23 protein-coding genes are annotated in these 23,024 nt (G+C 75.1%); 14 read left to right on the forward strand and 9 right to left on the reverse strand.

Features of this window, described 5'->3' with window-relative positions:
- The first annotated feature begins 91 nt into the window (after nt 1-91).
- From ACFHW0_RS12090 to ACFHW0_RS12100, 3 genes are all read left to right on the forward strand, one after another.
- Nucleotides 92-2,218 carry a SpoIIE family protein phosphatase gene (locus ACFHW0_RS12090; protein ID WP_416607382.1) on the forward strand — a complete coding sequence of 709 codons (2,127 nt, stop codon included), beginning with the start codon at nt 92-94 and terminating at the stop codon, nt 2,216-2,218.
- A gap of 41 nt (nt 2,219-2,259) precedes the next feature.
- Nucleotides 2,260-2,937, forward strand: coding sequence for an HAD family hydrolase (locus ACFHW0_RS12095; protein ID WP_416607383.1), 678 nt, complete (start codon nt 2,260-2,262; stop codon nt 2,935-2,937).
- A 105-nt stretch (nt 2,938-3,042) separates the two neighbouring features.
- Nucleotides 3,043-4,332, forward strand: a complete 1,290-nt coding sequence (locus tag ACFHW0_RS12100; protein ID WP_416607384.1) for a cation:proton antiporter — start codon at nt 3,043-3,045, stop codon at nt 4,330-4,332.
- 37 nt (nt 4,333-4,369) lie between these two features.
- On the opposite strand, the gene ACFHW0_RS12105 is transcribed toward ACFHW0_RS12100, so the two are convergent.
- A complete protein-coding gene (locus tag ACFHW0_RS12105; protein ID WP_416607519.1) occupies nt 4,370-5,308 on the reverse strand; it encodes an NAD(P)/FAD-dependent oxidoreductase in 939 nt (312 codons plus the stop codon).
- A gap of 165 nt (nt 5,309-5,473) precedes the next feature.
- Here ACFHW0_RS12105 and ACFHW0_RS12110 point away from each other — a divergent pair, with 165 nt between their 5' ends.
- On the forward strand, nt 5,474-5,689 hold the full coding sequence (locus ACFHW0_RS12110) for a DUF3072 domain-containing protein (protein WP_089001095.1): 216 nt from the start codon (nt 5,474-5,476) through the stop codon (nt 5,687-5,689).
- Here ACFHW0_RS12110 and ACFHW0_RS12115 read toward each other — a convergent pair.
- A complete protein-coding gene (locus ACFHW0_RS12115; RefSeq protein WP_416607385.1) occupies nt 5,683-6,198 on the reverse strand; it encodes a metallophosphoesterase family protein in 516 nt (171 codons plus the stop codon). The two genes, ACFHW0_RS12110 and ACFHW0_RS12115, sit on opposite strands and share 7 nt — an antisense overlap.
- Nucleotides 6,199-6,368: 170 nt before the next feature.
- Between ACFHW0_RS12115 and ACFHW0_RS12120 the strand changes: the two genes are divergently transcribed.
- Nucleotides 6,369-7,748, forward strand: a complete 1,380-nt coding sequence (locus ACFHW0_RS12120) for a glycoside hydrolase family 6 protein (RefSeq protein ID WP_416607386.1) — start codon at nt 6,369-6,371, stop codon at nt 7,746-7,748.
- Between the two features lie 81 nt (nt 7,749-7,829).
- On the opposite strand, the gene ACFHW0_RS12125 is transcribed toward ACFHW0_RS12120, so the two are convergent.
- Nucleotides 7,830-8,057 (reverse strand): hypothetical protein, encoded by a 228-nt coding sequence (locus ACFHW0_RS12125; protein WP_416607387.1) that lies wholly within the window; start codon nt 8,055-8,057, stop codon nt 7,830-7,832.
- A gap of 208 nt (nt 8,058-8,265) precedes the next feature.
- On the opposite strand from ACFHW0_RS12125, the gene ACFHW0_RS12130 reads away from it, so the two are divergent.
- The 4 genes from ACFHW0_RS12130 to ACFHW0_RS12145 all read left to right on the forward strand — a co-directional run bounded on the left by ACFHW0_RS12130 (nt 8,266) and on the right by ACFHW0_RS12145 (nt 11,472).
- The gene (locus ACFHW0_RS12130; protein WP_416607388.1) at nt 8,266-9,069 is read left to right on the forward strand and encodes a helix-turn-helix domain-containing protein; all 804 of its coding nucleotides are present in this window, start codon (nt 8,266-8,268) and stop codon (nt 9,067-9,069) included.
- Between the two features lie 141 nt (nt 9,070-9,210).
- Nucleotides 9,211-9,795: a general stress protein gene (locus ACFHW0_RS12135; protein ID WP_366639114.1), complete on the forward strand. Its 585-nt coding sequence runs from the start codon at nt 9,211-9,213 to the stop codon at nt 9,793-9,795.
- A 197-nt stretch (nt 9,796-9,992) separates the two neighbouring features.
- Nucleotides 9,993-10,475, forward strand: a complete 483-nt coding sequence (locus ACFHW0_RS12140; RefSeq protein ID WP_121395498.1) for a MarR family winged helix-turn-helix transcriptional regulator — start codon at nt 9,993-9,995, stop codon at nt 10,473-10,475.
- 10 nt (nt 10,476-10,485) lie between these two features.
- The gene (locus ACFHW0_RS12145; RefSeq protein WP_416607389.1) at nt 10,486-11,472 is read left to right on the forward strand and encodes a pirin family protein; all 987 of its coding nucleotides are present in this window, start codon (nt 10,486-10,488) and stop codon (nt 11,470-11,472) included.
- A gap of 69 nt (nt 11,473-11,541) precedes the next feature.
- Here ACFHW0_RS12145 and ACFHW0_RS12150 read toward each other — a convergent pair whose 3' ends face one another.
- Entirely contained in the window at nt 11,542-11,670 is a 129-nt protein-coding gene (locus ACFHW0_RS12150; protein WP_255421004.1) for a hypothetical protein, read from the reverse strand.
- A 141-nt stretch (nt 11,671-11,811) separates the two neighbouring features.
- On the opposite strand from ACFHW0_RS12150, the gene ACFHW0_RS12155 reads away from it, so the two are divergent.
- Nucleotides 11,812-13,401 carry a phospholipase D-like domain-containing protein gene (locus ACFHW0_RS12155; protein ID WP_416607390.1) on the forward strand — a complete coding sequence of 530 codons (1,590 nt, stop codon included), beginning with the start codon at nt 11,812-11,814 and terminating at the stop codon, nt 13,399-13,401.
- A 28-nt stretch (nt 13,402-13,429) separates the two neighbouring features.
- On the opposite strand, the gene ACFHW0_RS12160 is transcribed toward ACFHW0_RS12155, so the two are convergent.
- The gene (locus ACFHW0_RS12160; RefSeq protein ID WP_416607391.1) at nt 13,430-14,161 is read right to left on the reverse strand and encodes a hypothetical protein; all 732 of its coding nucleotides are present in this window, start codon (nt 14,159-14,161) and stop codon (nt 13,430-13,432) included.
- A 377-nt stretch (nt 14,162-14,538) separates the two neighbouring features.
- On the opposite strand from ACFHW0_RS12160, the gene ACFHW0_RS12165 reads away from it, so the two are divergent.
- Complete coding sequence (locus tag ACFHW0_RS12165) at nt 14,539-15,366, forward strand: SigB/SigF/SigG family RNA polymerase sigma factor (RefSeq protein WP_416607392.1); 828 nt, start codon at nt 14,539-14,541, stop codon at nt 15,364-15,366.
- A 118-nt stretch (nt 15,367-15,484) separates the two neighbouring features.
- On the opposite strand, the gene ACFHW0_RS12170 is transcribed toward ACFHW0_RS12165, so the two are convergent.
- Genes ACFHW0_RS12170 through ACFHW0_RS12180 form a run of 3 tightly spaced genes read right to left on the reverse strand, consistent with a single transcriptional unit; the run spans nt 15,485 to nt 18,264 of the window.
- Complete coding sequence (locus tag ACFHW0_RS12170) at nt 15,485-16,075, reverse strand: GNAT family N-acetyltransferase (protein ID WP_416607393.1); 591 nt, start codon at nt 16,073-16,075, stop codon at nt 15,485-15,487.
- A complete protein-coding gene (locus tag ACFHW0_RS12175; protein ID WP_416607394.1) occupies nt 16,072-17,598 on the reverse strand; it encodes an APC family permease in 1,527 nt (508 codons plus the stop codon). The genes ACFHW0_RS12170 and ACFHW0_RS12175 overlap by 4 nt, the downstream gene beginning before the upstream one ends.
- Before the next feature lie 39 nt (nt 17,599-17,637).
- Nucleotides 17,638-18,264, reverse strand: coding sequence for a GOLPH3/VPS74 family protein (locus ACFHW0_RS12180; protein ID WP_366639099.1), 627 nt, complete (start codon nt 18,262-18,264; stop codon nt 17,638-17,640).
- Nucleotides 18,265-18,405: 141 nt separating this feature from the next.
- On the opposite strand from ACFHW0_RS12180, the gene ACFHW0_RS12185 reads away from it, so the two are divergent.
- The 3 genes from ACFHW0_RS12185 to ACFHW0_RS12195 are packed head-to-tail and all read left to right on the forward strand — an operon-like array spanning nt 18,406 to nt 22,177.
- A complete protein-coding gene (locus ACFHW0_RS12185; protein WP_416607395.1) occupies nt 18,406-19,248 on the forward strand; it encodes a helix-turn-helix domain-containing protein in 843 nt (280 codons plus the stop codon).
- Nucleotides 19,249-19,287: 39 nt separating this feature from the next.
- Nucleotides 19,288-19,488, forward strand: coding sequence for a DUF397 domain-containing protein (locus ACFHW0_RS12190; protein WP_416607396.1), 201 nt, complete (start codon nt 19,288-19,290; stop codon nt 19,486-19,488).
- 28 nt (nt 19,489-19,516) lie between these two features.
- Nucleotides 19,517-22,177: an ATP-dependent RNA helicase gene (locus ACFHW0_RS12195; RefSeq protein WP_416607520.1), complete on the forward strand. Its 2,661-nt coding sequence runs from the start codon at nt 19,517-19,519 to the stop codon at nt 22,175-22,177.
- A gap of 66 nt (nt 22,178-22,243) precedes the next feature.
- Here the strand turns inward: ACFHW0_RS12195 and ACFHW0_RS12200 are convergent, their stop codons facing one another.
- On the reverse strand, nt 22,244-22,969 hold the full coding sequence (locus ACFHW0_RS12200) for a PP2C family protein-serine/threonine phosphatase (RefSeq protein ID WP_366639092.1): 726 nt from the start codon (nt 22,967-22,969) through the stop codon (nt 22,244-22,246).
- Between the last annotated feature and the right edge of the window lie 55 nt (nt 22,970-23,024).

Below are 23,024 nucleotides of genomic sequence, written 5' to 3' on the forward strand. Positions count from 1 at the left end.
GAAGGGTCGTCACCTGCCCGAACGTCCGGCCCCGACGACGCGCGGGGCATGATCGGAAACAGCCGACGGACCCTCCGGCTAGGCTGCGCTCATGCCAGGAACGGTCGGACGGGTCCCGAACCCACCAGCCCCGGTCTCGGGTACACCCTCCGCGTCGGGCATGGCGGCCACCGTCCCGCGCCACGACTGGGGTGGCACCCCGCTCGGCCCGTGGCGGACGTGGGACCCGGCGGTCCGGGCCGCCACCGAGTTGCTCCTCGCCTCGCCCGTACCGATGGCCCTCACGCTGGGCGACGAGCACCTGCTCGTCTACAACGACGCGTACGCGGAGCTGATCGGCGACCGGCACCCCGACGCGGTGGGCCGGCCGGCGGCCCAGGTGTTCGCGGAGTCCTGGCCGCTGCCCGGCGTCGGCGACGCCATCGCGCACACCTACCGCTCCGGGGAGCCGTTCCTGGAGAAGGAGACCACCCTCCCGCTGCACCGCCGTCCCGGCCTGGTCGAGCAGTCGGTCTTCACCCGGGGCTACTCCCCCGTGCGCGACAGCGCCGGGCGGATCGTCGGCGTGCTGACCGTGGCCGCGGAGACCACCCAGGTCACCCAGCAGTTGCAGAGCCTCAGCGACTTCGCCGCGGCGCTCGCCGGCACCCTCACCCTGGACGACGTGGCCCGGGTCGCGCTGCGCTACGCGATCACCGCGTTCGACGCCGACCGGGTCTCGTTCGCCGTCGACGAGGGCGGCGGCGGTTGGCGGATGGTCCGGCGCATCCGCGGCGAGCTGATGGACGAGGCCGACGAGCGCCTCCCCCCGCTGTGGCGGCGCGTCCCGCCGGACTGGCTGGGGCCGGTGGTGGCCGCCGCCCGCAGCGGCGTGCCGCACTTCGTCGACGACGGCCAGCCACTGCGGGAGATCGCGGTGGACCGGCACGACCAGAAGGTCCGTTCGCTCGCGGCGGTGCCGCTGCGGGCGTCGGTGGTGCGCGGCGGGCTGACGGTCGGCTACCAGGTCCCGCACGTCTGGTCGGCCGCGCGGCGCGCGCTGCTGGCCGCCTCGGCCGAGCTGGTGGGTCAGGCCGCCGAACGGGCCCGCCGGTTCGAGACCCAGCACGGCACGGCCCAACTGCTGCAACGCAGCATGCTGCCGGAGCACCTGCCCGACCTGCCCCGCATGCGGATCGCCGCCCGCTACGACCCGGGCGTCGACGGCAACGCCGCCGGCGGGGACTTCTACGACGCCTTCCTGTTGCCCGACGGCGGCCTGGGGATCGTGCTCGGCGACGTCGCCGGCCACGACGTGCAGGCCGCGGCCCGGATGGGTCAGGTCCGTGCGGCGCTGCGGGCGCTGGCGTTGACCGACCCCCGCCCGGACGCCGTGCTGGCCGGGCTCGACCGGCTGGTCACCAGCCTGGGCGCCGAGGGCGACACGCACGAGCTCTTCGTGACGGTGGTCTTCGGGGTCGTCGACGCCGACCGGCAGCGGCTCACCCTGGCCAGCGCCGGTCACCCCGCCCCGCTGGTCCGCCGGTGCGCCCCGGACGGCGACCCGGTCGCCGAATACCTGGACGTGCCCGCGGGCGCCCCGCTGGGCCTGGGCTGCCGGCCGCCCACCGTCACGGTGCCCTTCGCCCCCGGCGACACGCTGCTGCTGTTCAGCGACGGTGTGGTGGAGCGGCGCTGGCAGGACCTGACGGCCGGCCTGGACGCCCTGGCCGTCGCCGTGGCCGGCGCGGGCAGCGGCGACCCGCGCGCGCTGTGCGCGGTGGCCACCGCGGCGGTGCCCGGCGCCACCGAGGACGACGTCGCGGTGCTGGCGGTGGAGCACGCGCTGCGGCCGTCCCGGTCGACGAGCATGGAGGTGCCGGCCGAGCCGACCGCGCCGAGCCGGGTACGGCACTGGATGACCGCGCAGCTCACGGAGTGGCAGGTGCCCGAGTCGATCATCGGCGCGGCGGTGCTCTGCACCAGCGAGCTGACCACCAACGCCCTGCTGCACGCGGGCACCGCCGCCCGGGTGGAGATCGACCTCAGCCCGGAGCGGCTGCTGGTGTCGGTCGCCGACTCGGGCACCCGGGGCACGGTGACCCGCGCCCAGACCGACACGCTCAGCAGCCGGGGTCGGGGGCTGGGGCTGATCGAGGAGCTGAGCGACGCCTGGGGGACGGACCCGACCGTACGCGGCTCGACGGTGTGGTTCGAGATCCTGATCCCGTCCGGGTGAGCCGTGGCGTCAGCCCGGCCCGGACGGGGTAGGAGGACCGTATGCCCACCGACAAGCCCACCGGTGTCCTCTTCGACGTGGACGGCACCCTGGTCGACACCACCTACCTGCACACCGTGAGCTGGTGGGAGGCGCTGCGCCAGACAGACCGGCCCGTACCCATGGCGACGATCCACCGCGCCATCGGGATGGGCTCGGACAAGCTGCTCGACCATCTGCTCGGCCCGGAGCGCGACCGGAGCGCGGACCAGAAGCTGCGCGACGCCCACGACACCCTCTTCGCCGAGTACTGGGAGCGCCTCGTCCCGCTGCCCCGCGCCGCCGACCTGCTGCGGTCCTGCGCGGAGCGGGGGCTGCGGGTGGTGCTGGCCACCTCCGCCGCCGAGCACGAGGTGGCCGCGCTGCGCCGGGCGCTGGCCGCCGACGACGTGATCCACACCGTCACCTGCTCGGCCGACGCGAAGGAGAGCAAGCCGGCGCCGGACATCCTGGTCGCCGCGCTGGAGCAGTCCGGGCTCGCCGCCGAACGCGTGGTCTTCGTCGGCGACTCGGTGTGGGACGTCGCCGCCGCCGGCGAGTTGGACATCCCCTGCGTCGGCCTGACCTGCGGCGGCACCAGTCGGGGCGAGCTGGCCGGGGCCGGCGCGGTGGCCGTCTACGAGGACCCGGCCGCGCTGCTCGCCGCGCTCGACGACTCGCCGGTCACCCGGGCGAGGTGACCGGCGCCGGCTCCGTCGCTCCGAACAGGAATACGAGAAGTCTTCCGGGGGCAAGGACTTGCACCACCTGCCCGCACGCCGTGGGCGAGGCGGAGAGGTGGGGTCGTGGAGCCGGTAGACGTGGCGTTCGCGGTGGTCGGTCTGGGTGCGCTGCTGGCGGGGATCCTGCCCCGCGTGCTCGAACGTCGGCCACTGTCCATGCCGATCGCTTTCCTGGGGCTGGGCATGGTGGTCTTCCTTCTCCCCGTCGGGCTGCCGGACCCTGATCCGCTCGCCTACCCGGAGATCGCCACCCACCTCACCGAGATCGGCGTCATCGTCGCGCTGATGGGCGCCGGGCTGAAGATCGACCGGCCGTTGAGCTGGGCCCGCTGGTCGTCGACCTGGCGACTGCTGGCCATCGCCATGCCGCTGTGCATCGCGGCGGTGGCGCTGCTCGGCTGGTGGTGGGCCGGGCTGGTGCCGGCCGCCGCGCTGCTGCTGGGCGCGGCCCTCGCCCCGACCGATCCGGTGCTCGCCGCCGACGTGCAGGTCGGCGAGCCCAGCGATGTCGAGGACTCCGAGGACGAGGTCCGCTTCGCCCTCACCTCCGAGGCCGGGCTGAACGACGGGCTGGCCTTCCCCTTCGTGTACGCGGCCATCGCCATCGCCACCACCAGCCTCGCCCCCGGCGACTGGCTGGGCCGCTGGCTCGGCGTGGACCTGTTCTGGAAGGTGGCGGCCGGGGTGGCGGGCGGGTGGCTGGTCGGGTGGCTGCTCGGCAAGCTGTTCTTCCGGGCCCCGAGCAAGCTGCGGCTGGCCCGGCACTCGGAGGGCTTCCTCGCGCTCGCCGCGACCTTCCTCGCGTACGGGCTGGTGGAGGTCGTGGGCGGGTACGGCTTCCTGGCGGTCTTCGTGGCCGCGCGGGCGATCCGGGCCGCCGAACGCACCCACGAGTTCCACTCGGTGCTGCACGGTTTCGCCGAGCAGGTCGAGCGGCTGCTCACCGTGCTGTTGCTGCTGCTCTTCGGCGGCGCCGTGGTGGGTGGCCTGCTGGGCCCGCTGACCTGGCCGGCCGCCGCGGTCGGGCTGGCGCTGGTCTTCGTGGTCCGCCCGCTGGTCGGCTGGCTGTCGCTGCGGGGGGCGCCCGGCCGGCCGGCCGAGCACTGGGTCATCGCCCTGTTCGGCATCCGGGGCGTCGGCTCGTTCTTCTACCTGGCGTACGCGACGACGAAGGCCGACTTCCCCCAGGCGGATCTGCTCTGGGCGACCGTCGGCCTCGTGGTGATCGTCTCGGTGGTGGTGCACGGCATCGCGGCGACCCCGGTGATGCAACTGCTGGACCGGGCCGGCGAACGCACCTCCGACCCGTCGGAACGCCGCCGCGCCGGCGAGCCCGTCACCACCGGGGGTTGACCGCCCGGCCCGCCGGCACGGAGGGGCCCCTTCCTGGTCACCCGCGCAGGCGGGTGACCAGGGCGCGGCCGAGGTCTCGACCGGAGAGCCAGGCGCTCTGCACCCTGGGCCTGCCGAAGGCGTCGCCGGCCAGCCCGACGCCGTCGGCGTCGAGGTGGTACGTCCCACCGGGGCCGGCGGTCGGCTTCGCGTACGTCCAGCGGTGCACGTGCACGTGCTCCGCCGCTTCGGGCAGCCCCAGCAGGTCCCGGACGGCCTCCTCGATCGCCGGCCCGGCCCCGGTGGGCTGGGCGAGGTGGCCGGCGGCGAACTCGGGCGTGGTGTGGGCGACCAGCACCGGCGCGTCGTCACCGCGGCGGTCGCCGTCGTCGCAGACGAGGTTCAGCAGCGGGTGGTCGTTGACGAAGGCGCCCCGGAAGGTCGTCCACCGCCGGGCCGGGAAACGCAGCACCCCGGCCAGGGACGGCGACCAGCGTTGGTCCTGCGTGGCCCGGGTGGCGGCGGCGAGGGCCGGGTCGAGCAGCAGGGCCGCCTGCGGCCCCGGCATGGCGAGCGCCACCGCCTCGCAGGGCCGCCCGTCCACCACCGGTCCGGGCTCGACGCCGAGCACGAGCCGGTTCACGGTCACCGGCAGCTCCCGGGCCAGGTGCTCCACCAGCGAGCGCAGCCCCCGGGTGGCCGCCCAGCGCATCGGGCCGGGCACCTCACGCCGCCCGTCGGCGCCGTACGCGACGAAGGTGTCGGTCCACTCGCGGGCCAGGCCGGCCGACCGCCACCCCTCGGCCACCTCGGCGAAGTCCGGATCGCTGACGGTGAGGTACGCGGCGCCGGTGTCGGCCGGACGGCCGTCGAAGCGGCGGCTGGCCATCCGGCCGCCGGCCACCCGGGCGCGCTCGCGGATCTCCACCGGGATGCCGGCGCGGGCCAGTTCCGTGGCGCACGCCACTCCGGCGATGCCCGCGCCGACCACCACCACACCCACCCGCTCCGCCGCAGTCATCCGGTGATCGTAGGCGCGCCCGCGTCGCCCGGGCGGCCGGAGACACACCGGGCGCGTCCGGGGCGGACGACGCGCCGGGGAGCCGCATGGATCGGTGCCGCACGGGGTATTGGCACGTCTGTTCGAAGGAAGGTGGAGACCATGACGGACCGCACCAGCAGCCAGGCCAACCCGCAGGGCGCCATCAAGGACCCGGACGAGTGGGTCACCGGCGAGGAGCCGCCGACCGCCGCCCAGGAGTCCTACCTGGCGACCCTTGCCCGGGAGGCCGGCGAGGAGCCGCCGGAGGGCCTGACCAAGGCCGAGGCATCCAAGCGGATCGACCAGCTCCAGGAGGAGACCGGCCGCGGTCAGTGACCGGGCGGGCGGCGCGGTGGCAGGCGGTGCAGCTCGACCTCGTCGAGCCGTCCCGCCGCCACCCGCGCCGTCAGGTACGTGGCGTGGGGCTGGGCCCGCCGGTCGGTGGGCGAGCCCGGGTTGAGCAGCCGCAGTCCGCCCGGGGCGACCGTGTCCCAGGGAATGTGCGAGTGGCCGAAGACCAGCACGTCGGTGTCGGGGAAGCGGGCCGCGCAGCGGCTCTCCCGCCCGGCCTTCGGGCCGGTCTCGTGCACGACGGCGACGCGCAGCCCGTCGAGGTCCACGCGGGCGACCTCCGGCAGCCGGGCGCGCAGCGCCGGCCCGTCGTTGTTGCCGTACACCCCGACGAGGCGGCGGGCCCGGGCGGCCAGGGCGTCCAGCAGCGACTCGTCGACCCAGTCCCCGGCGTGCAGCACGATGTCGGCGGCGTCGACCGCCGCCCAGAGCGGCTCCGGCAGGTCCCTGGCCCGCTTCGGCACGTGGGTGTCGGCGATGATCACCAGGCGCATCCCGCCATTCTCCCCGCGGACCGCGCCCCGCGGTCGGCACGACGGCCCGGACAGGCCGGAAAGTCGCCGGTCGCGACGCGGGCTCTTCACATCGGCGCAATCAGCACGTAGTTTGACGGCGATGCATGGGAGCGCTTCCAGCGGTGCTCCTCGATGGAATGGGAGATCCCGTGAGAAGCAGACCCGCACTCGCCGCGCTGAGCGCCGCGGCGGCGCTCAGCGTCGCCGCCACCGTCGCCGTCGGCATCGTCCGAGCTCCCGCCGCGGTCGCCGCCGACTCGGCGTTCTACGTCGACCCGGCGACGGCCGCCGCCGCCTGGGTCGCCGCGAACCCCGGCGACCCCCGGGCCGCCGTCATCTCCGACCGGATCGCCAACGTCCCCCAGGGCCGGTGGTTCACCCGGACCAACACCTCGACCGTACGCTCCGAGGTCGACGCCCTGGTCGGCGCGGCGGCGGCCGCCGGCAGGGTGCCGATCCTGGTCGTCTACAACATCCCGAACCGGGACTGCAGCGGGGCGAGCGGCGGCGGCGCGCCCGACCACGCCACCTACCGGCAGTGGGTCGACCAGGTCGCGGCCGGTCTGGCCGGGCGGCCGGCGACCATCGTCCTGGAACCCGACGTGCTGCCGCTGATGACGAGCTGCCAGAACGCGGCCCAACAGGCCGAGACGAAGGCCTCCATGGCGTACGCCGGCAAGAAGCTCAAGGCGGGCTCGGCCGCCGCGAAGGTCTACTTCGACACCGGGCACTCGGCGTGGCTCTCCCCCGGCGAGGCCGCCTCCCGCCTGCTCGGCGCGGACATCGCCAACAGCGCGGACGGCATCTCGCTCAACGTCTCCAACTACCGGCGCACCGCCGACGAGGTGGCCTACGCCAAGGCCGTGATCGCGGCGACCGGCGTGTCGCGACTCAAGGCGGTCGTCGACACCAGCCGCAACGGCAACGGGCCGGCCGGCTCCGAGTGGTGCGACCCCGCCGGGCGGGCGATCGGCACCCCGAGCACCACCGCCACCGGCGACCCGGCGATCGACGCGTACCTCTGGGTGAAGCTGCCCGGCGAGGCCGACGGCTGCATCGCGCCGGCCGGACAGTTCGTGCCGCAGCGGGCGTACGACCTGGCCGTGGCCGCCGGTCCGGCCCCGACCACCGCCCCGCCGACGACGACGCCCCCGACCACCGCCCCGCCGACCACCGCCCCGCCCACGACGCCCCCGCCGACCACTCCCCCGCCGACCGGCGGCTGCGCGGTGTCGTACACCCCGAACTCGTGGTCCGGCGGCTTCACCGCCGAGCTGCGGGTGACCAACCACGGCGCCGCGCTGACCGGCTGGACCCTCACGTTCGCCCCCGGCGCCGGGGTCCGGCTGACCAACGGGTGGAACGGCGACTGGACCCAGTCGGGCGAGCGGATCACCGTGCGCAACGCCGCCTGGAACGCCGGCCTGCCCGCGGGCGGCACGGTCTCGGTCGGCTTCCAGGGCACCTGGCCGGGCGGCGTTCTGCCCACCCCGACCGGGTTCACCCTCAACGGCACCGCCTGCTCCTGACCCCGTGCGCCCGGGTCGTGCCGCGCCCGCGCGGGCGCGGCACGACCCGGGCGTCCCCGGGGCGGGCGGTCGACGCCCGCATCACCTGCCCCGCGCGACGGCGCGCCCGCCGCGCCACCTGGCGGCGTACGGCAGCACGAACAGGTACAGACCGGTGAACATGAGCAGGACGAGCGGCAGTAGCGGCACGTAGGACACCCAGACGACGGGCTCCTCCCGCGCCAGGGCGACGAAGGTGACGACGACCGTCACCGTGAAGACGATGGCCAGCCAGCGGTGGATCTGCCGGATCCACGTGTTCCACCTCAACGAAAACCTCCTCCGAAGGTGAGCTACCCGAACCCCGGCGACCTGGGGGTACGGCGTCCATGACCGCGACGCTAGGCGCAGTGCGGCGACCGATGCTTCTCGATTCCTGACCGGTCGCCCCGCCGGTACCGCCCCGCCCGGCGGCCCCGCCGCCACGTCGCCGACACGGTGGACGCGAATGGCGGACGGGCCCGCCTAGGATCGGCGCGTGAGCGTGGCGGTGGAGCAACGGCGGGCGCCGGTCGGGCTGCTGCTGCGGCAGTGGCGCAGGCGGCGCGGGCTCAGCCAGCTCGCCCTCGCGGTCGAGGCGGAGGTCTCGACCCGGCATCTCAGCTTCGTGGAGACCGGGCGCTCGGTGCCGAGCCGGGAGATGGTCCTGCGGTTGGCCGAGCATCTCGACGTGCCGCTGCGCGACCGCAACCGGCTGCTGCTGGCCGCCGGGTACGCCCCGGTCTACTCCCAGGCCCCGCTGGACTCCCCCGAGCTGCGACGGGTCCTCGACGCGGTACGCCGGGTCCTGCGGGCACACGAGCCGTACCCGGCCGTCGCGGTGGACCGGCGCTGGAACCTGGTCGCCGGCAACGCCGCCCTGCCGTTGCTCACGGAGGGCGTCGCCGGGCACCTGCTCCGGCCGCCGGCCAACGCGCTGCGGCTGACGCTGCACCCCGAGGGCATGGCGCCCCGGATCGCCAACCTCGCCGAGTGGCGGGCCCACCTGCTCGGCCGGCTGCGCCGGCACCTGGGACTGACCGCCGACGCCGAGCTGACCGCGCTCCACGACGAGCTGCGCGGCTACCCCGGCGGACCGGCCGAGCCGGATGCCGTCCTGCCCCGCGCCGGGGACGTCGTCGTGCCCCTGCGACTACGTCACCCGGGCGGCGAGCTGGCCTTCCTCAGCACCGTCTCGACCTTCGGCACCCCGCTGGACGTGACGGTCGAGGAACTCTCCATCGAGTCCTTCTTCCCGGCCGACGAGGCCACCGACGCGTACCTGCGCGCCGCCGCCCGCTGAGCGGCTCACCGCCGCCGGTGCGCGCCCGGCTGCCCGGGGCCATCGTGTGCCTCGTGCGGCCCCGTAACCGGCATCCGCTCCGGTGGCGGCGTTACCCGTCGGCAGCGGTGGGAACGCGGGCGGTCGACGAAGGAGGAGCCCATGACCAACCCGTCGAGCCCCACCTCGGCATGGCGGCCCGGGATGCCGGGCGGCGACACCCTCCCGTCCGGTCCCGCCGGCCGGCCGACCGCCCCCGGCCACGACGGCCACGGCCCGGAGACCGGTCCGCCCACCGTGACGATCGGGTCGTACCCGGACTATCCGTCCGCCCAGCGGGTCGTCGACTACCTGGCGGACAACCGGTTCCCGGTCGAACACAGCGCCATCGTCGGCACGAACCTCACCCTGGTCGAGACCGTGCTCGGGCGGATGACGACGGGGCGGGCGGCCCTGGCGGGCGCCGGCACGGGTGCCTGGTTCGGACTCTTCATCGGGCTGCTGTTCGGCATCTTCACCGCCGGCAACTGGATCGCGGTGATCCTGGTCGGGCTGGTCGTCGGCGCGATCTGGGGAGCGGTGTTCGGCGCGGTGGCGCACGCGATGACCGGCGGGCGGCGCGACTTCACCTCGGCCAGCTCGCTGCGCGCCGGCCAGTACGCGGTGATCGTCGACGCGCAGTTCGCCGAGCAGGCCCGTCAGCTGCTCGGCCGGATGCACATGGCGGCCCCACCGCCCGCCCGCTGAGGTCTCCGCCGGGGTCGTCCGCCGGTCGTGTCCGCCGGGGCCCGTCGTCAGGCCCCGGCGGCCCTCGCGGCGCCCCGGAGCTCCCGAGCTCCGGAGCTCCGGGGAACCTCCTTCAAAGCTGAAGGGCGTAGTCGCCCCGGAGGTGAGCGCCCTCACGGACGACTAGTTAAATTTTGAAAGAGTGCTACTGTCGTGGCGTGACCGAGAGCCTGGACAGTGCCCGACTCGCCGCCTGGCGCGCCTACATCGAGGCCAGCCAGCGGCTCTACACGCGGTTGGAGGACGACCTGCGCGCCGACAGCGCGCTCAGCTTCGCCGACTACCACGTGCTCGTCCTGCTCTCCGAGGCTCCGGGCCAGCGGCTGCGGATGGGCGAGCTGGCGAGCCGCCTGGTCTTCTCGCCCAGCCGGCTGACGTACCAGATCACCACCATGCAGCGGCGCGGCCTGGTCGCCCGGGAGTCCTGTCCCGACGACCGTCGCGGCAGCGAGGCCGTGCTCACCGCCGCCGGGCTGCTGGCCCTGCGCGAGGCCGCCCCGCACCACCTGCGGTCGGTGCGCGCCCACCTGATGGACGACCTCGACGACGCCGAGGTCGCCTGCCTCACCCGGATCTTCGAGCGACTCGGCCGGCGCCTGCGCGCGGACCGCGACGCGTCGACCGCCCACCCGCACAGCTGAGGAGCCCCCGATGCCCGCCATCACCGTCGACAACGTGCTCGTCCTGCCCCGCCTGCCCAGGCTCGACGAGTCCACCGCGTTCCGCCCGGTCCGCCGGCTGACCACCGCGCCCAGCGGCTACGAGGGCGAGGGCTTCCCGGTCCGCCGGGCGTTCGCCGGCGTGCCGGTGGCCGAGCTGGACCCGTTCATCCACCTGGACCAGATGGGCGAGGTGGACTACGCCCCGGGCGAGCCGAAGGGCACGGCCTGGCACCCGCACCGCGGCTTCGAGACGGTGACCTACATGATCGACGGGATCATGGACCACCAGGACTCGCAGGGCGGCGGCGGCACGATCACCAACGGCGACACCCAGTGGATGACGGCCGCGAGCGGCCTGCTGCACATCGAGGCACCGCCGGAGCACCTCGTCGTCAGCGGCGGGCTGTTCCACGGCACCCAGCTCTGGGTCAACCTGCCCCGGGCGGCGAAGATGAACCCACCCCGCTACCAGGACATCCGCGGCCGGGAGGCGGCCCTGCTGACCACGCCGGACGGCGGCGCGCTGATCCGGGTGATCGCCGGGGAGATCGCCGGGCACCGGGGGCCGGGCTCCACCCACACCCCGATCACCATCACCCACGTGACGGTGCAGCCGGGCGCCCGCGTCGACCTGCCGTGGCGACCGGACTTCAACGCCCTGGTCTACGTGCTGGGTGGGCGGGGCACGGTGGGCACCGACGGGCGGCCGGTGCACACGGGCCAGCTCGCCGTGCACGGCGCGGGCGACGCGCTGACCTTCGCCGCGGACGCCAGCCAGGACGGCCACACCCCGACGCTGGACCTCTACATCATGGGCGGCGAGCCGATCCGGGAGCCGGTGGCGCACTACGGCCCGTTCGTCATGAACACCCGCGACGAGCTGCTCCAGGCGTTCGAGGACTTCAAGGCAGGCCGGCTCGGTGTCGTCCCCGCCGAGCGGCTGCCGCACACCGACGGCCCGGCCCCCAGGCCTTGAGCCCACGCGCGCCGGTGGGCGCCCCCCGGCACGGCCGGGTGGCGCCCACCGGCGCGTCGGGACGCGGCGTCAGGAGACGGCGAAGATGCCCGCGACTCCAAGGATCACCATGAGCAACACCGTCACCAGCGCACCCCGCTCGCTCTCGACCGCCGGCTCGCGGTACTCGGTCACAGGGTTCGTCGTCTCGCCGGGCATGGTGTTGCCTCCTCGGTGTTCGCGTCGTGATCGGGCGGAGGTCGGGGGTCGCCCGACCGGTCACCGGAGTGCCGGCCGGGATGCGGACCCGCGACCTGGGTCCTACCGTGAGGACGTTGTCGACCTCGGGGGGCTGGAACGGTGGCACCGCGCAACTGGTTCCTGAGCGCAGCCGAACGCGCCAACCCGGTGTCAGAGTTACCCGTCTGGAGCAGCGGAAACCTTGCCGAGCCGTTAATTCACGGTGCCGCGTACTTCGACCGGCTGGTCGACGAGGTGGAGGCGCTGGAGGCCGGCGACCACCTCTTCTTCACCGACTGGCGCGGCGACCCGGACCAGCGGTTGCGCCCGGACGGGCCGACCGTGGCGCAGCTCTTCGCGCGGGCCGCGCAGCGGGGCGTGGTGGTCAAGGGCCTCGTCTGGCGCTCCCACCTCGACGTCCTGGCCTACAGCGAGGCGGAGAACCGCACCCTGAGCGAGACGGTCTCCGCCGCCGGCGGCGAGGTGCTGCTCGACCAGCGGGTCCGTCGGGGCGGCTCGCACCACCAGAAGCTGGTGGTGCTGCGGCACCCCGCCGCACCGGAACGGGACGTCGCCTTCGCCGGCGGGATCGACCTGTGCCACAGCCGGCGCGACGACGCCGCGCACCGGGGAGACCCGCAGGCGGTGCAGATGTCCGCCCGCTACGGGGACCACCCGCCCTGGCACGACGTGCAGCTCGCGGTGCGGGGGCCGGTGGTGGGCGCGCTGGACACCACCTTCCGGGAGCGGTGGACCGACCCGATGCCGCTGGACTCGGAGAACCCCCTCGCCTACCTGCGGGACCGGCTGCGCGGCGCGGACCTACGGCCCGACCCGCTGCCGCCGCAGCCGGCCGACCCGCCACCCTGCGGCCCGCACCACGTCCAGGTGCTGCGCACCTACCCGGCCGTCCGGCCCCGCTACTCCTTCGCCCCCGACGGCGAGCGCACGGTGGCCCGCGGCTACACCAAGGCGGTCCGGCGGGCCCGGCGGCTGATCTACCTGGAGGACCAGTACCTGTGGTCCACCGAGGTGGCCGACCTGTTCGCCCGGGCGCTGCGGGAAAACCCCGACCTGCACCTGGTCGCCGTGGTGCCCCGGTTCCCGGACGTGGACGGCCGGCTGGCGCTGCCGCCCAACACGGTCGGCCGCGAGCAGGCGCTGTCGCTCTGCGAGCGGGCGGCCCCGGAGCGGGTGCACGTCTTCGACGTGGAGAACCACGCCGGCGATCCGGTGTACGTGCACGCCAAGGTGTGCGTGGTCGACGACGTGTGGGCCAGCGTGGGCAGCGACAACTTCAACCGCCGGTCCTGGACGCACGACAGCGAGCTGTCCTGCGCGGTGCTCGACGACACCCGCGACGACCGGGCGCCGACCGACCCGGCCGGCCTCGGCGACGGCGCCCGGGTCTTCGCCCGCGAGCTGCGGCTGCGGCTGTGGCGCGAGCACCTGGACCGCGACCCCGAGGGCGGCGAGGACGCCGACCTGATCGACCCGGCCGACGCCGTGGCGGCGGTCACCGCCGCCGCCGACGCGCTGCGACGCTGGTACGACGCCGGGCAGGCCGGCCCCCGGCCGCCGGGCCGGCTGCTGCCGCACCGGGCCGAACGGCTGCCCTGGTACACCCGGGCCTGGGCGCTGCCGGCGTACCGGCTGGTCTACGACCCGGACGGTCGGCCGCTGCGGGCCCGCCGGGCGGGCACGTGGTGAGCGTCCGGGCCCGGTGCGGGGCGGAACCTCAGGCGGGCACGAAGAGGGCGTCGGGCCGGCTGCGGGCGGGCACGGCCTCGTCGGCGTCGGCGGGGTGCACCGTCAGCCCTCCGGGGTAGGCGAACGAGGCGCGCGGGGAGTAGAAGCCGAACCCGATCGTCAGCGGGTTCTCCGGGCGGAGCGCGTAGATCGGGTGGGTCGGCTCCAGGAACTCCACCGACTCGATCACGAAGGGGTCGACCGGTTCGGCGACGTACGGGTAGACGGCGCTGAGCAACTGCCCGTCCCGGGCCGTGAAGTAGCGGTGGTGGCCGCTGCTGATCGCCCGGCCCGTCTCGCCCACCTGGCAGCGGGCCCGGATCACCGGTACGCCGTCGATCTCCGTCTCGGCGACGATCTCCCCGTCGTGGCGCTCGATGCGGGTCCGGCCCGCGACGGCGGGCGCCCCCCGCGCGGTGGCGTAGGCGCGGACCCGCTCGCTACAGGTCACGTAGTGCGTCCACCAGCCGCCGGGGTTGACCCCGCCCGGCGCGTCCACCCCGGCCAGCGCCACCCCGAGGTAGGTCAGCGAGTACGCGCCGAAGCCGGAGGTCTGGCTCTCGTCGTCGACGACGTACTGGTTCATGAAGACCAGCCGGTCGGCCGACGGGCGCAGCCCTGCCGGGACCAGCGCCGCGACCGCGTCCGGGTCCGCCGGCAGCCAGCCGAAGAAGAGCGTGCGGCTGCTGACGACGAGATGGGGGGCGGCGGGGTCGAGCACGGCACCTCCGGAAGGGGGCAGGTACCCGCACGCTACGGCCCGTCCCGTGGACGGGACAACGACGGAAAGCCGACATTGGGCGCCGGTCATCCGGGGGGACGGTGACCGCTCGGCCGGCCGGTCCGGGCCGCCCGGATGGGGCGTCGTCGATGTCCGGCGGGGCCGGCTGACCGTACGCCCGACGTAAGCCGGCCCACAATCCGAGGAGGATTCGCCCCATTCATTCCTTCCGTGCCGGAAAAATTACTTAAGTACATCGTACTTTCGGCTAGATTTCGGCGGACCGATCGGGCTAAGGTGACTTCCGAACGTACATCTGAACTTAAACCTAAGCGTCACGTCTTTCATCCGCGGACGAGGTGCAGGGAGGACCACCCATGACCGCGCCAACGATCAGCGAACCGGCGACCACGACAGCGCCGAGCGCCACCCAGAAGCTCGACCCGCGTGCGCTCACCGACAGCGCCGCGGACCTGCTCAACGCGATGGCCGCGTTGCCGGCCGGCCACCCGTCCCGCGCCGCCCTGCGCGACAGGGCGATCGAGGCCTGGCTGCCGCTCGCCAACCACCTCGCCCACCGCTACAGCGGCCGGGGCGAGCCCACCGACGACCTGGCCCAGACCGCCGCCGTCGGCCTGATCAAGGCGATCGACAAGTTCGACCCGTCCCGCGGCGTCGACTTCGCCGGTTACGCGATCCCCACCATCATCGGTGAGCTCAAGCGGCACTTCCGCGACCGCACCTGGGACATCCGCGTCCCGCGCCGGCTCCAGGAGCTGCGGCTGGCCATCTCCGACGCCAACAGCTCGCTGCTGCAGACCCTGGGCCGGTCGCCCACGGTGGCCGACATCGCCGCCCACCTCAAGCTCACCGAGGAAGAGGTGCTGGAGGGCCTGGAGGGTGCCCGCGCCTACAACGCGGTCTCGCTCTCCACCCCGACCGGCGACGGCGACCGCGCGACCGAGCTGGGCGACATGCTCGGCGGCGTGGACGGCGAGTTCGAGCTTGCCGAGCTGCGGGTCGCCCTCGGCCCGGCGCTGGCCACGCTCGACGAGCGGGAGCAGAAGATCCTCACGCTGCGGTTCTACGGCAACCTGACGCAGTCGCAGATCGCCGAGCAGATCGGCGTCTCGCAGATGCACGTCTCCCGGCTGCTGGCCCGCGCGCTGACCAAGCTGCGGGGGCAGCTCGACGGCACGTACTAGGGGTGGTGGGCGATGGCCGGGCCGGCGGGCCCGGCCATCGCCGTGTCCGGTGCGGACGCGTCACCACGGACGTCCGGCGCCCGGCCGCCCTCCCGACGGGTGGCCCGGGCGCCGTCGTTCAGCGGGCGGGCTCCCGCCACATCGGCCAGAACGGCGTGCCGTCGGGCAGGTGGAAGGGCTCGGCGACCCGGTAGCCGTGCCGCGCGTAGAGGTCGCGGCCGGTCTCGCTCGCCGCCTCCAGGTAACCGGGCACCCCCTCGGCGTCGAGGACGGCGTGGTGGTGCCGCAGCAGCGCGCTGCCCAGCCCCTGCCCCTGCCGGTCCGGAGCGACGGCGAGGAAGGCCAGGTGGTGGTGGTCCGCGTGCGGGTGGTGGGTCTCGAAGAGCTTGTCCAGGTGCGCGAACCGGTCGGTCCACTCCCCGCACGCCGCGGCCAGCCGGGCGTCGTAGTCCTCCGGCGGCGGGGCCGGGTCGCCCACCGACGGGAACCAGACCGCCACCCCCGCCCGGTCCGCGGTCGCGTGGACGAGGCCGTACCGCATCGCGTGGTCCACCAGGATCGCGAAGTTGCCCGCCAGCACGGACTGCCGCCGCCCGGCGTCGGGCACGAGCCACCGGGGCGCGTCGAGGGCCATGAACGCCTCGGCGATCCGGCCGGCCACCAGCGACGTCTCCCGCGGCCCGAGCCGCTCGACCCGCACCTCGCTCACCGCGGCGCCGCCGTCCCGCTCGGGACCGGCCCGCCGACGTGCCCGGCCGCCGGCACCGTCACCGCCACGCTCTCGGCGCCGAGACCGATCCGGGCGTACGTGTCGGGGCGGCTGCCGCGCAGCACCAGCGCCCACAGCAGGCCGAGCAGCGCGGCGACCGGGTAGACCGCCGGGACCGCCCAGCGCAGGGTCGAGTCCGGGGCCACCCCGAGCAGGTCGGCGAAGTTGACCACCGCCAGCATGACGATCACGGCCAGGGCCACGGCGGCGAGGCCGGGGGCCACCGCGCGACGCCACAGCGTCTCGTCCACCCCGCTGCGGGCGAAGAAGGCGATCACCGCGACCGAGGTGGTGGCGATCAGCAGCAGTACCCCGAAGCCGCCGGCGGTGCCGACCCAGTAGAACAGCTGCACCACCGGGTCCCAGCCGTTGAGCGCGTAGAGCACGATCACCACCAGGCCGAGCGCGCTCTGCGCGAGGGAGGCGGCCCGGGGCGATCCGGTACGCGGCGAGGTCTGCCCGAACACGGCCGGCAGCACCCGCTCCCGGCCGAGCGCGAACGTGTACCGGGCGGTGGTGTTGTGGAAGGAGATCATCGCGGCGAGCACCGAGGTCAGGAAGAGCGCCTGGCCGATGGTGACGGCGGTGCCACCGAGGTGTGCCTCGGCCAGGTTGAAGATCAGCCCGATGCTCTGCTCGCCCGCCTCGGCGGCGATCCGGTCCGGCCCGACGGCGACGGTCATGCTCCACGACGACAGCGCGTAGATCCCCGCGATGATGGCGATCGAGAGGTAGGTCGCCAACCGCACCGTCCGCCGCGGGTCCTTGCTCTCCTCGCTGAACACCACGGCGGACTCGAAGCCCACGAAGCCCAGGATGGCCAGCACCAGCACCGCGCCGGCGCCGGGTACGACGAGGTTCTCCGGTGACAGGGCGGCGAAGCTGACGTTCCCGCCGGCCGGGTGGGTCAGCTGCCCGAGGTCGAAGACGACGATCACCACCATCTCGGCGACCAGCAGCGCCGCCAGCACCAGGCCGTTGAGGTCGATGCGGAGCAGACCGAGCACGCCGACCGTCGCCCAGGCGACCAGCGCCACCACCCACCACGCCGGGGCCACCCCGAACAGGCGGCCCAGCACCGGCTCCGCGGCGGCGCCGATGGTGCCGTAGAGCCCCACCTGGAGGGCGTTGTACGCGATCAGCGCGACCCAGGCGGCACCGACGCCGGCCGGACGGCCCAGCCCACGGGCGACGTAGGCGTAGAACGCGCCGGCGTTGGCCATCCGCCGGGCCATCGCCACGTACCCGATGGAGAAGAGGGCGAGCACCGCGGCCACCGTCAGGAAGGCCAGCGGGATGCCGAGCACCCCGACGACCCCGTAGCCGGTGGTGACCACGCCGGCCACGACGGTCAGCGGGGCGGCGGCGGAGAGGACGAAGAAGATCACCGACGGCACGCCGAGCCGGCCGCGGGCCAGGGCCTCGGAGACGTTGCTCGGTCGGCCGAGCGTTGGTGTCGACATACGCGGACTCCGGTTCGAGGGGGGAGGGGTGGAGGGGCGTCAGCCGACGCCGCGCAGCACGGCGGCGCCGACCGCGGCCTCGGTGTGCGCCACGAGTTCCCGCAGCGGCGGGGGCAGCGCCGGGATGAGCACGCCCAGCCGGTGGTGCGCCCGAGGGCCGGCGCTCCACAGCACCTCGCGGCTCAGGCCGGCGGCGACGACCAGACCCAGCAGCGTCCCGTCGGGCACGCTCGGCGGTTCCGGCCGGTCGAGCAGGGCGCGCAGCCGGGTGGCCGGCCAGGCCACCGCGTTGAGGTCGATCGGCAGGTAGCTGACGGTGGTGCGGAGCAGCCGCCGGCTCTCCTGCCGGCGCAGCACCCCCGCCCTGACCAGCCGCTCCCCCACCGAGGTGGTGGCGGTCTGCGCCAGGAAGCTCAGCCAGGTACGCACCGGGTGCTGCTGCGTCTCGCCGACCAACTGGTCCAGCACGGTGTGCGCGAGCGCGTCCGCCGGCGGGCGTCGGTCGACCACCGTGACCAGCCCGGCGGAGACGGTGACGTGTCCACGCAGGACCAGTTCACCGAGCAGCCCTCCGGCGAGGCCCAGGCCGGTCGCCGTCGGGTGCAGCTTCGCCTTGCCCCGACTGTCGTTGTGGGTGATCAGGAAGAACTCGTCGGCGATGAGCAACCGGTCCTCCCGCGCGGGTTGTCCACAGTGATCGCAACCGGGCAAGGATGCACCGGCCGTGACTGCAACGCAACTCCCGTTTATGGAAGTTGCACTCCGTGCTTGCGCGACCTGCGGATCTTGCCGTGACAGACTCGGAGGGTGACCGCGAGCCCCACCGTCCGCCGCCGCCGCATCGCCCGGGAACTCCGCCAGTTGCGCGAGCGCGCGGGCATGACCCTGGATGTCGCCGCCCGGCAACTGGACATGTCCAAGAGCAACCTGTCCCGCATCGAGAACGCCCAGATCGGCATCAAGCCGCGCGACGTCCGGGCCGCGCTGGCCCTGTACGAGGTGACCGGGACGGACGCCGAGGCGCTCATCGAGATCGCCCGCGGGGCGCAGCAGCGCGGCTGGTGGCAGAAGTACAGCGACGTCCTGCCGGAGTGGTTCGAGTTCTACGTCGGACTGGAGGCGGAGGCGGCGAGCCTGCGCACGTACGAGGCCGAGGCGGTGCCCGGGCTGTTGCAGACCGAGGCGTACGCGCGGGAGGTCTTCCGGCGCACCGCGGGCGAGGACGGGATCGAGCGCAAGGTCGCCGCGCGGCTGCACCGGCAGAACGTGCTGCACCGCGACAATCCGGTCGAGTTGTCCGTGGTGCTCAACGAGGCGGTGCTCTGCCGCCCGGTCGGCGGCAACGCCGTGATGGCCGATCAGATGGCCCATCTCGCGAAGGTCTCTCAACTACCGAACGTGACCCTCCAGGTACTTCCGTTCTCGGCCGGCGGGCACCCGGCGATGAACGCCCCGTACGTCGTGCTGACGTTCGCCGATGCCGCCGACGCCGCCGTGGTTTACCTGGAAAACCTCACGATGGGGCTGGCTCTGGAGGAGGTCGGCCAGGTGCGCGGGTATAGCCTTGTGCACGAGGAGATGTGCCGGATGGCACTCGGTCCGGAGGCGTCCCTGACCCGCCTGACGGAAGCTTCTCGTCACTTTGCGTGACCGTTGACGCGGCGCGCCGGCACAGACGGGGGTACCGCGATGACCGCGTTCGACCTGACCCGGGCGCAGTGGCGCATCAGCAGCCGCAGCGTGGGCAACGGCAACTGCGTGGAGGTCGCCTCAACCGGGGACCGGGTCGCCGTCCGGGACAGCAAGGACCGTCCCGGCCCCGTACTGGCCTTCCCGGCGTCGGCCTGGCGCGCCTTCGTCACCGGCGTCGACGGGGTACGCCCCGACTGAGCCACTCCCGGCGGTGCGAGACTGGGCCGTGCTCTCGGACGTGCCCCTCGACCTGCCCGTACGGCCGGTGCTGCCGGAACTGGTCGCGGCGCTGCGCGGCGCCGGCGCCGGGGTGCTGGTCGCCCCGCCCGGGACCGGCAAGACGACCCTCGCCCCACTGGCCGTGGCCGACGAGGTCTCCGGCCGCGTGCTGGTCGCCCAGCCGCGCCGGGTGGCGGCCCGCGCGGCGGCGCGCCGGATGGCCGCGCTGCTCGGCGAGCCGCTCGGCGAGCGGATCGGGTACGCCGTGCGCGGCGAGCGGCGCAGCGGACCGCGGACCCGCGTCGAGGTGGTCACCACCGGGCTGCTGGTGCGGCGGCTGCACCGCGATCCCGAGCTGGCCGGCACCGGCGCCGTGCTGCTCGACGAGTGCCACGAGCGGCAGCTCGACGCCGACCTGGCGCTCGCGTTCGCGGTGGAGGCCCGGGCCGCGCTGCGTCCCGACCTGTGGCTGCTGGCGATGTCGGCCACCCCGGAGGCGGACCGCTTCGCCGCGCTGCTCGGCGGCGGGGGCGCTGCCGCGCCGATCGTCCGGGCGTCCTCGGCCCTGCACCCGGTGACCCGGATCTGGGCGCCGCCGCCCCGGCCGGTGGCCGCGCCGGGGGCCGGCCCGGTCGACCGGGGCCTGCTCGACCACGTCGCGGCGACGGTGCGCCGGGCGCTGCGCGAGCGCGACGGGGACGTGCTGGTCTTCCTGCCCGGGGCCGGCGAGATCGGCGCCGTCGCGGGCCGGCTGGCCGACCTGCGCGACGCGGTCGCCGTCCTGCCGCTGCACGGCCGGCAGCGCGGCGCCGACCAGGACGCGGCGCTGCGCCCGGCCGACCGGCGGCGGGTGGTGCTGGCGACGGCGGTCGCGGAGAGCAGCCTGACCGTGCCGGGCGTCCGGGTGGTGGTGGACGCCGGGCTGTCCCGGGTCGCCCGGATGGACCTGGCCCGGGGCCTCGGCGCCCTGGTCACCGTCGGCGTGTCCCGGGCGGCGGCCACCCAGCGCGCCGGCCGCGCGGGCCGGGAGGCGCCCGGGCACGTCTACCGCTGCTGGTCGGCGGCCACCCACGAACGGCTGGCCGCGCAGCCGAAGCCGGAGATCGCCACCGCCGACCTGACCGGCTTCGCCCTGGAGCTGGCCGCCTGGGGGTCACCGGACGGCGCCGGGCTGGCCCTGCCCGACCCGCCCCCGGCGGCGTCGATGGCGGTGGCCCGCGACACCCTCACCACGCTCGGCGCGCTCGACGCGGACGGCCGGATCACCGACCGGGGCCGGGCGATCGCCGCGGTCGGCGCGCATCCCCGGCTGGCCCGGGCGCTGCTCGACGGGGCCGGCCGGGTGGGAGCGGACCGGGCGGCGGAGGTCGTGGCGGTGCTCGCCGAGGACTCCGCCGCCGGGCCGGGCGACGACCTGACCGCCGCCTGGCGCCGGCTGCGCGCGGGCACGGACCCGGGTGCCACCGCCCGCTGGCGCGCGGAGGTACGCCGACTGCGCGCCGCCCTGCCCGACGCTCCCGCGCAGCGGCCCGACCGGGCACGCCCGCCCCACGGCTCCGGCGCGGCGACGGCGGCCGGCACCGGCCGGACGCGGCCGACCCGGCACTCGGCCGACGACCCGCCCGCCGTGCACCCGCCGGGGCGCGACCACCTGGACCCGGCCGGGGACGCGGAACGGGGCCGGCTGACCGACGACCTGGCCACCGGGCTGCTGGTCGGGCTCGCCCACCCGGAGCGGCTGGCTCGGGTGCGGCGGCCGGGCGGCTCGGCGTACCTGATGAGCGGCGGGACCGCTGCGGAGCTGGCGCCCGGGTCGGGGCTGGCCGGCGCCGACTGGCTGGCGGTCGCGGTGGCGGACCGCTCCCCCGGCGCCCCGACCGCCCGGGTGCGGCTGGCCACCCCGCTCGACGAGGCGACCGCCCGGGAGGCGGGCGGGCCGCTGCTACGCACCGAGCGGGAGGTCCGCTGGGCCGGCGAGGACGTGGTGGCCCGGGAGGTGCTGCGGCTGGGGGCGATCAAGCTGGTCGAGCGGCCACTCGCCCGGCCGGACCCGGCGGAGGTGGCGCAGGCCCTGCTGACCGGCCTGCGTCGTACCGGCCTCGGCCTGCTGACCTGGACCCCGGCGGCGCGGGCGTTGCGCGAGCGGCTGGCGTTCTGCCGGCAGTCGCTCGGCGGCGACTGGCCCGACGTGGGCGACGAGGCGCTGCTCGCCCACGCGCCCACCTGGCTGGGCCCGGAGCTGGCCCGCGCCCGCCGCCGCGCCGACCTGGCCCGGGTCGACGTGGCCGGGGCGCTGCGCCGGCTGCTGCCGTGGGCGCTGGCGGCCCGGCTGGACGAGGTGGCGCCGGAGCGGATCGCGGTGCCGAGCGGATCGCGGATCCGGCTCGACTACGCCGACCCGGCGGCGCCGGTGCTCGCGGTGAAGCTCCAGGAGACCTTCGGCTGGCGGGACGCGCCGCGGATCGCCGACGGCCGGGTGCCGGTGCTGCTGCACCTGCTCTCGCCGGCCGGGCGGCCGGTGGCGGTCACCGCCGACCTGGCCTCCTTCTGGCGCACCGGCTATCCGCAGGTACGGGGGGAGCTGCGCGGGCGCTACCCGCGCCACCCGTGGCCGGAGGACCCGACCACGGCCCCGCCCACCCGGCACGCCACCCCGCGCCGCCGCTGAGCGGGCTCATGTCGTCGCCACGAGGCTCCAGGGCGCTGAACCGGCTGGTTCGCTCGCGACGCTCGCTCACTCCTCCACGACGTCGGCGACGACCACCGTGACGTTGTCCGGCCCGCCGGCCCGCAGCGCCAGGTCGATCAGCCGGCGGGCGCAGTCCGCGCGGTCGGGGTGCTCGGCGAGCACCTCGGCGAGGGTGTCCGGACGCACGACGTTGGACAGCCCGTCGCTGCACAGCAGCCAGCGGTCCCCGGCCCAGGGCACCATCGTCGCGTACGCCGGGGAGACCTCCTCGCCCTGCAACGCCTGGGTGACCACGGCCCGACGGGGGTGGCTGCTGGCCTGGTCGGCGGTGATCACCCCCTGGTCGACGAGCATCTGCACGAACGTGTCGTCCCGGGTGATCTGCTTGAGCACGCCTTCGCGGAACAGGTAGGCGCGGGAGTCGCCGACGTGGGCGAGGGCCAGGCAGCTGCCCGTCCGGGCGAAGAGCAGGGCGGTCAGCGTGGTGCCCATGCCCTGCCGCTCCGGATCCTCGGCGACCGCCTGGTGGATCCGCGCGGTGGCCAGCTGGATGCCGCTCTGCAGTGCGGCCACCAACGCGTGCTCCGGGGTCTCCACGTCCAGCGGAGCGACCGCCTCGATGGCGATCGCGCTGGCCAGGTCGCCGGCCGCCATCCCGCCCATGCCGTCGGCGACGGCGACGAGCCAGGTGCCGGCGTGCAGGGCGTCCTGGTTCCCACTGCGGATCAGCCCACGGTCGCTCGTTCCCACGGAACGCAGCTTCAGGGTCATGGGTGGCAGCCTGCCAGGCGGAGGGCTCGGTTGTCTCTAGGAGATCGAGACCTCG

Origin of the sequence: Micromonospora sp. LOL_025 (genome assembly GCF_048060285.1) — a bacterium.
GTDB lineage: Bacteria > Actinomycetota > Actinomycetes > Mycobacteriales > Micromonosporaceae > Micromonospora.

What these genes read in the sequence shown, in the direction of transcription:
- ACFHW0_RS12090 (WP_416607382.1), top strand. Translation starts at nt 92, where the DNA reads ATGCCAGGAACGGTCGGACGGGTCCCGAACCCACCAGCCCCGGTCTCG.
- ACFHW0_RS12095 (WP_416607383.1), top strand. Translation starts at nt 2,260, where the DNA reads ATGCCCACCGACAAGCCCACCGGTGTCCTCTTCGACGTGGACGGCACC.
- ACFHW0_RS12110 (WP_089001095.1), top strand. Translation starts at nt 5,474, where the DNA reads ATGACGGACCGCACCAGCAGCCAGGCCAACCCGCAGGGCGCCATCAAG.
- ACFHW0_RS12115 (WP_416607385.1), bottom strand. Translation starts at nt 6,198, where the DNA reads ATGCGCCTGGTGATCATCGCCGACACCCACGTGCCGAAGCGGGCCAGG.
- ACFHW0_RS12135 (WP_366639114.1), top strand. Translation starts at nt 9,211, where the DNA reads ATGACCAACCCGTCGAGCCCCACCTCGGCATGGCGGCCCGGGATGCCG.
- ACFHW0_RS12145 (WP_416607389.1), top strand. Translation starts at nt 10,486, where the DNA reads ATGCCCGCCATCACCGTCGACAACGTGCTCGTCCTGCCCCGCCTGCCC.
- ACFHW0_RS12150 (WP_255421004.1), bottom strand. Translation starts at nt 11,670, where the DNA reads ATGCCCGGCGAGACGACGAACCCTGTGACCGAGTACCGCGAGCCGGCG.
- ACFHW0_RS12165 (WP_416607392.1), top strand. Translation starts at nt 14,539, where the DNA reads ATGACCGCGCCAACGATCAGCGAACCGGCGACCACGACAGCGCCGAGC.
- ACFHW0_RS12175 (WP_416607394.1), bottom strand. Translation starts at nt 17,598, where the DNA reads ATGTCGACACCAACGCTCGGCCGACCGAGCAACGTCTCCGAGGCCCTG.
- ACFHW0_RS12190 (WP_416607396.1), top strand. Translation starts at nt 19,288, where the DNA reads ATGACCGCGTTCGACCTGACCCGGGCGCAGTGGCGCATCAGCAGCCGC.
- ACFHW0_RS12200 (WP_366639092.1), bottom strand. Translation starts at nt 22,969, where the DNA reads ATGACCCTGAAGCTGCGTTCCGTGGGAACGAGCGACCGTGGGCTGATC.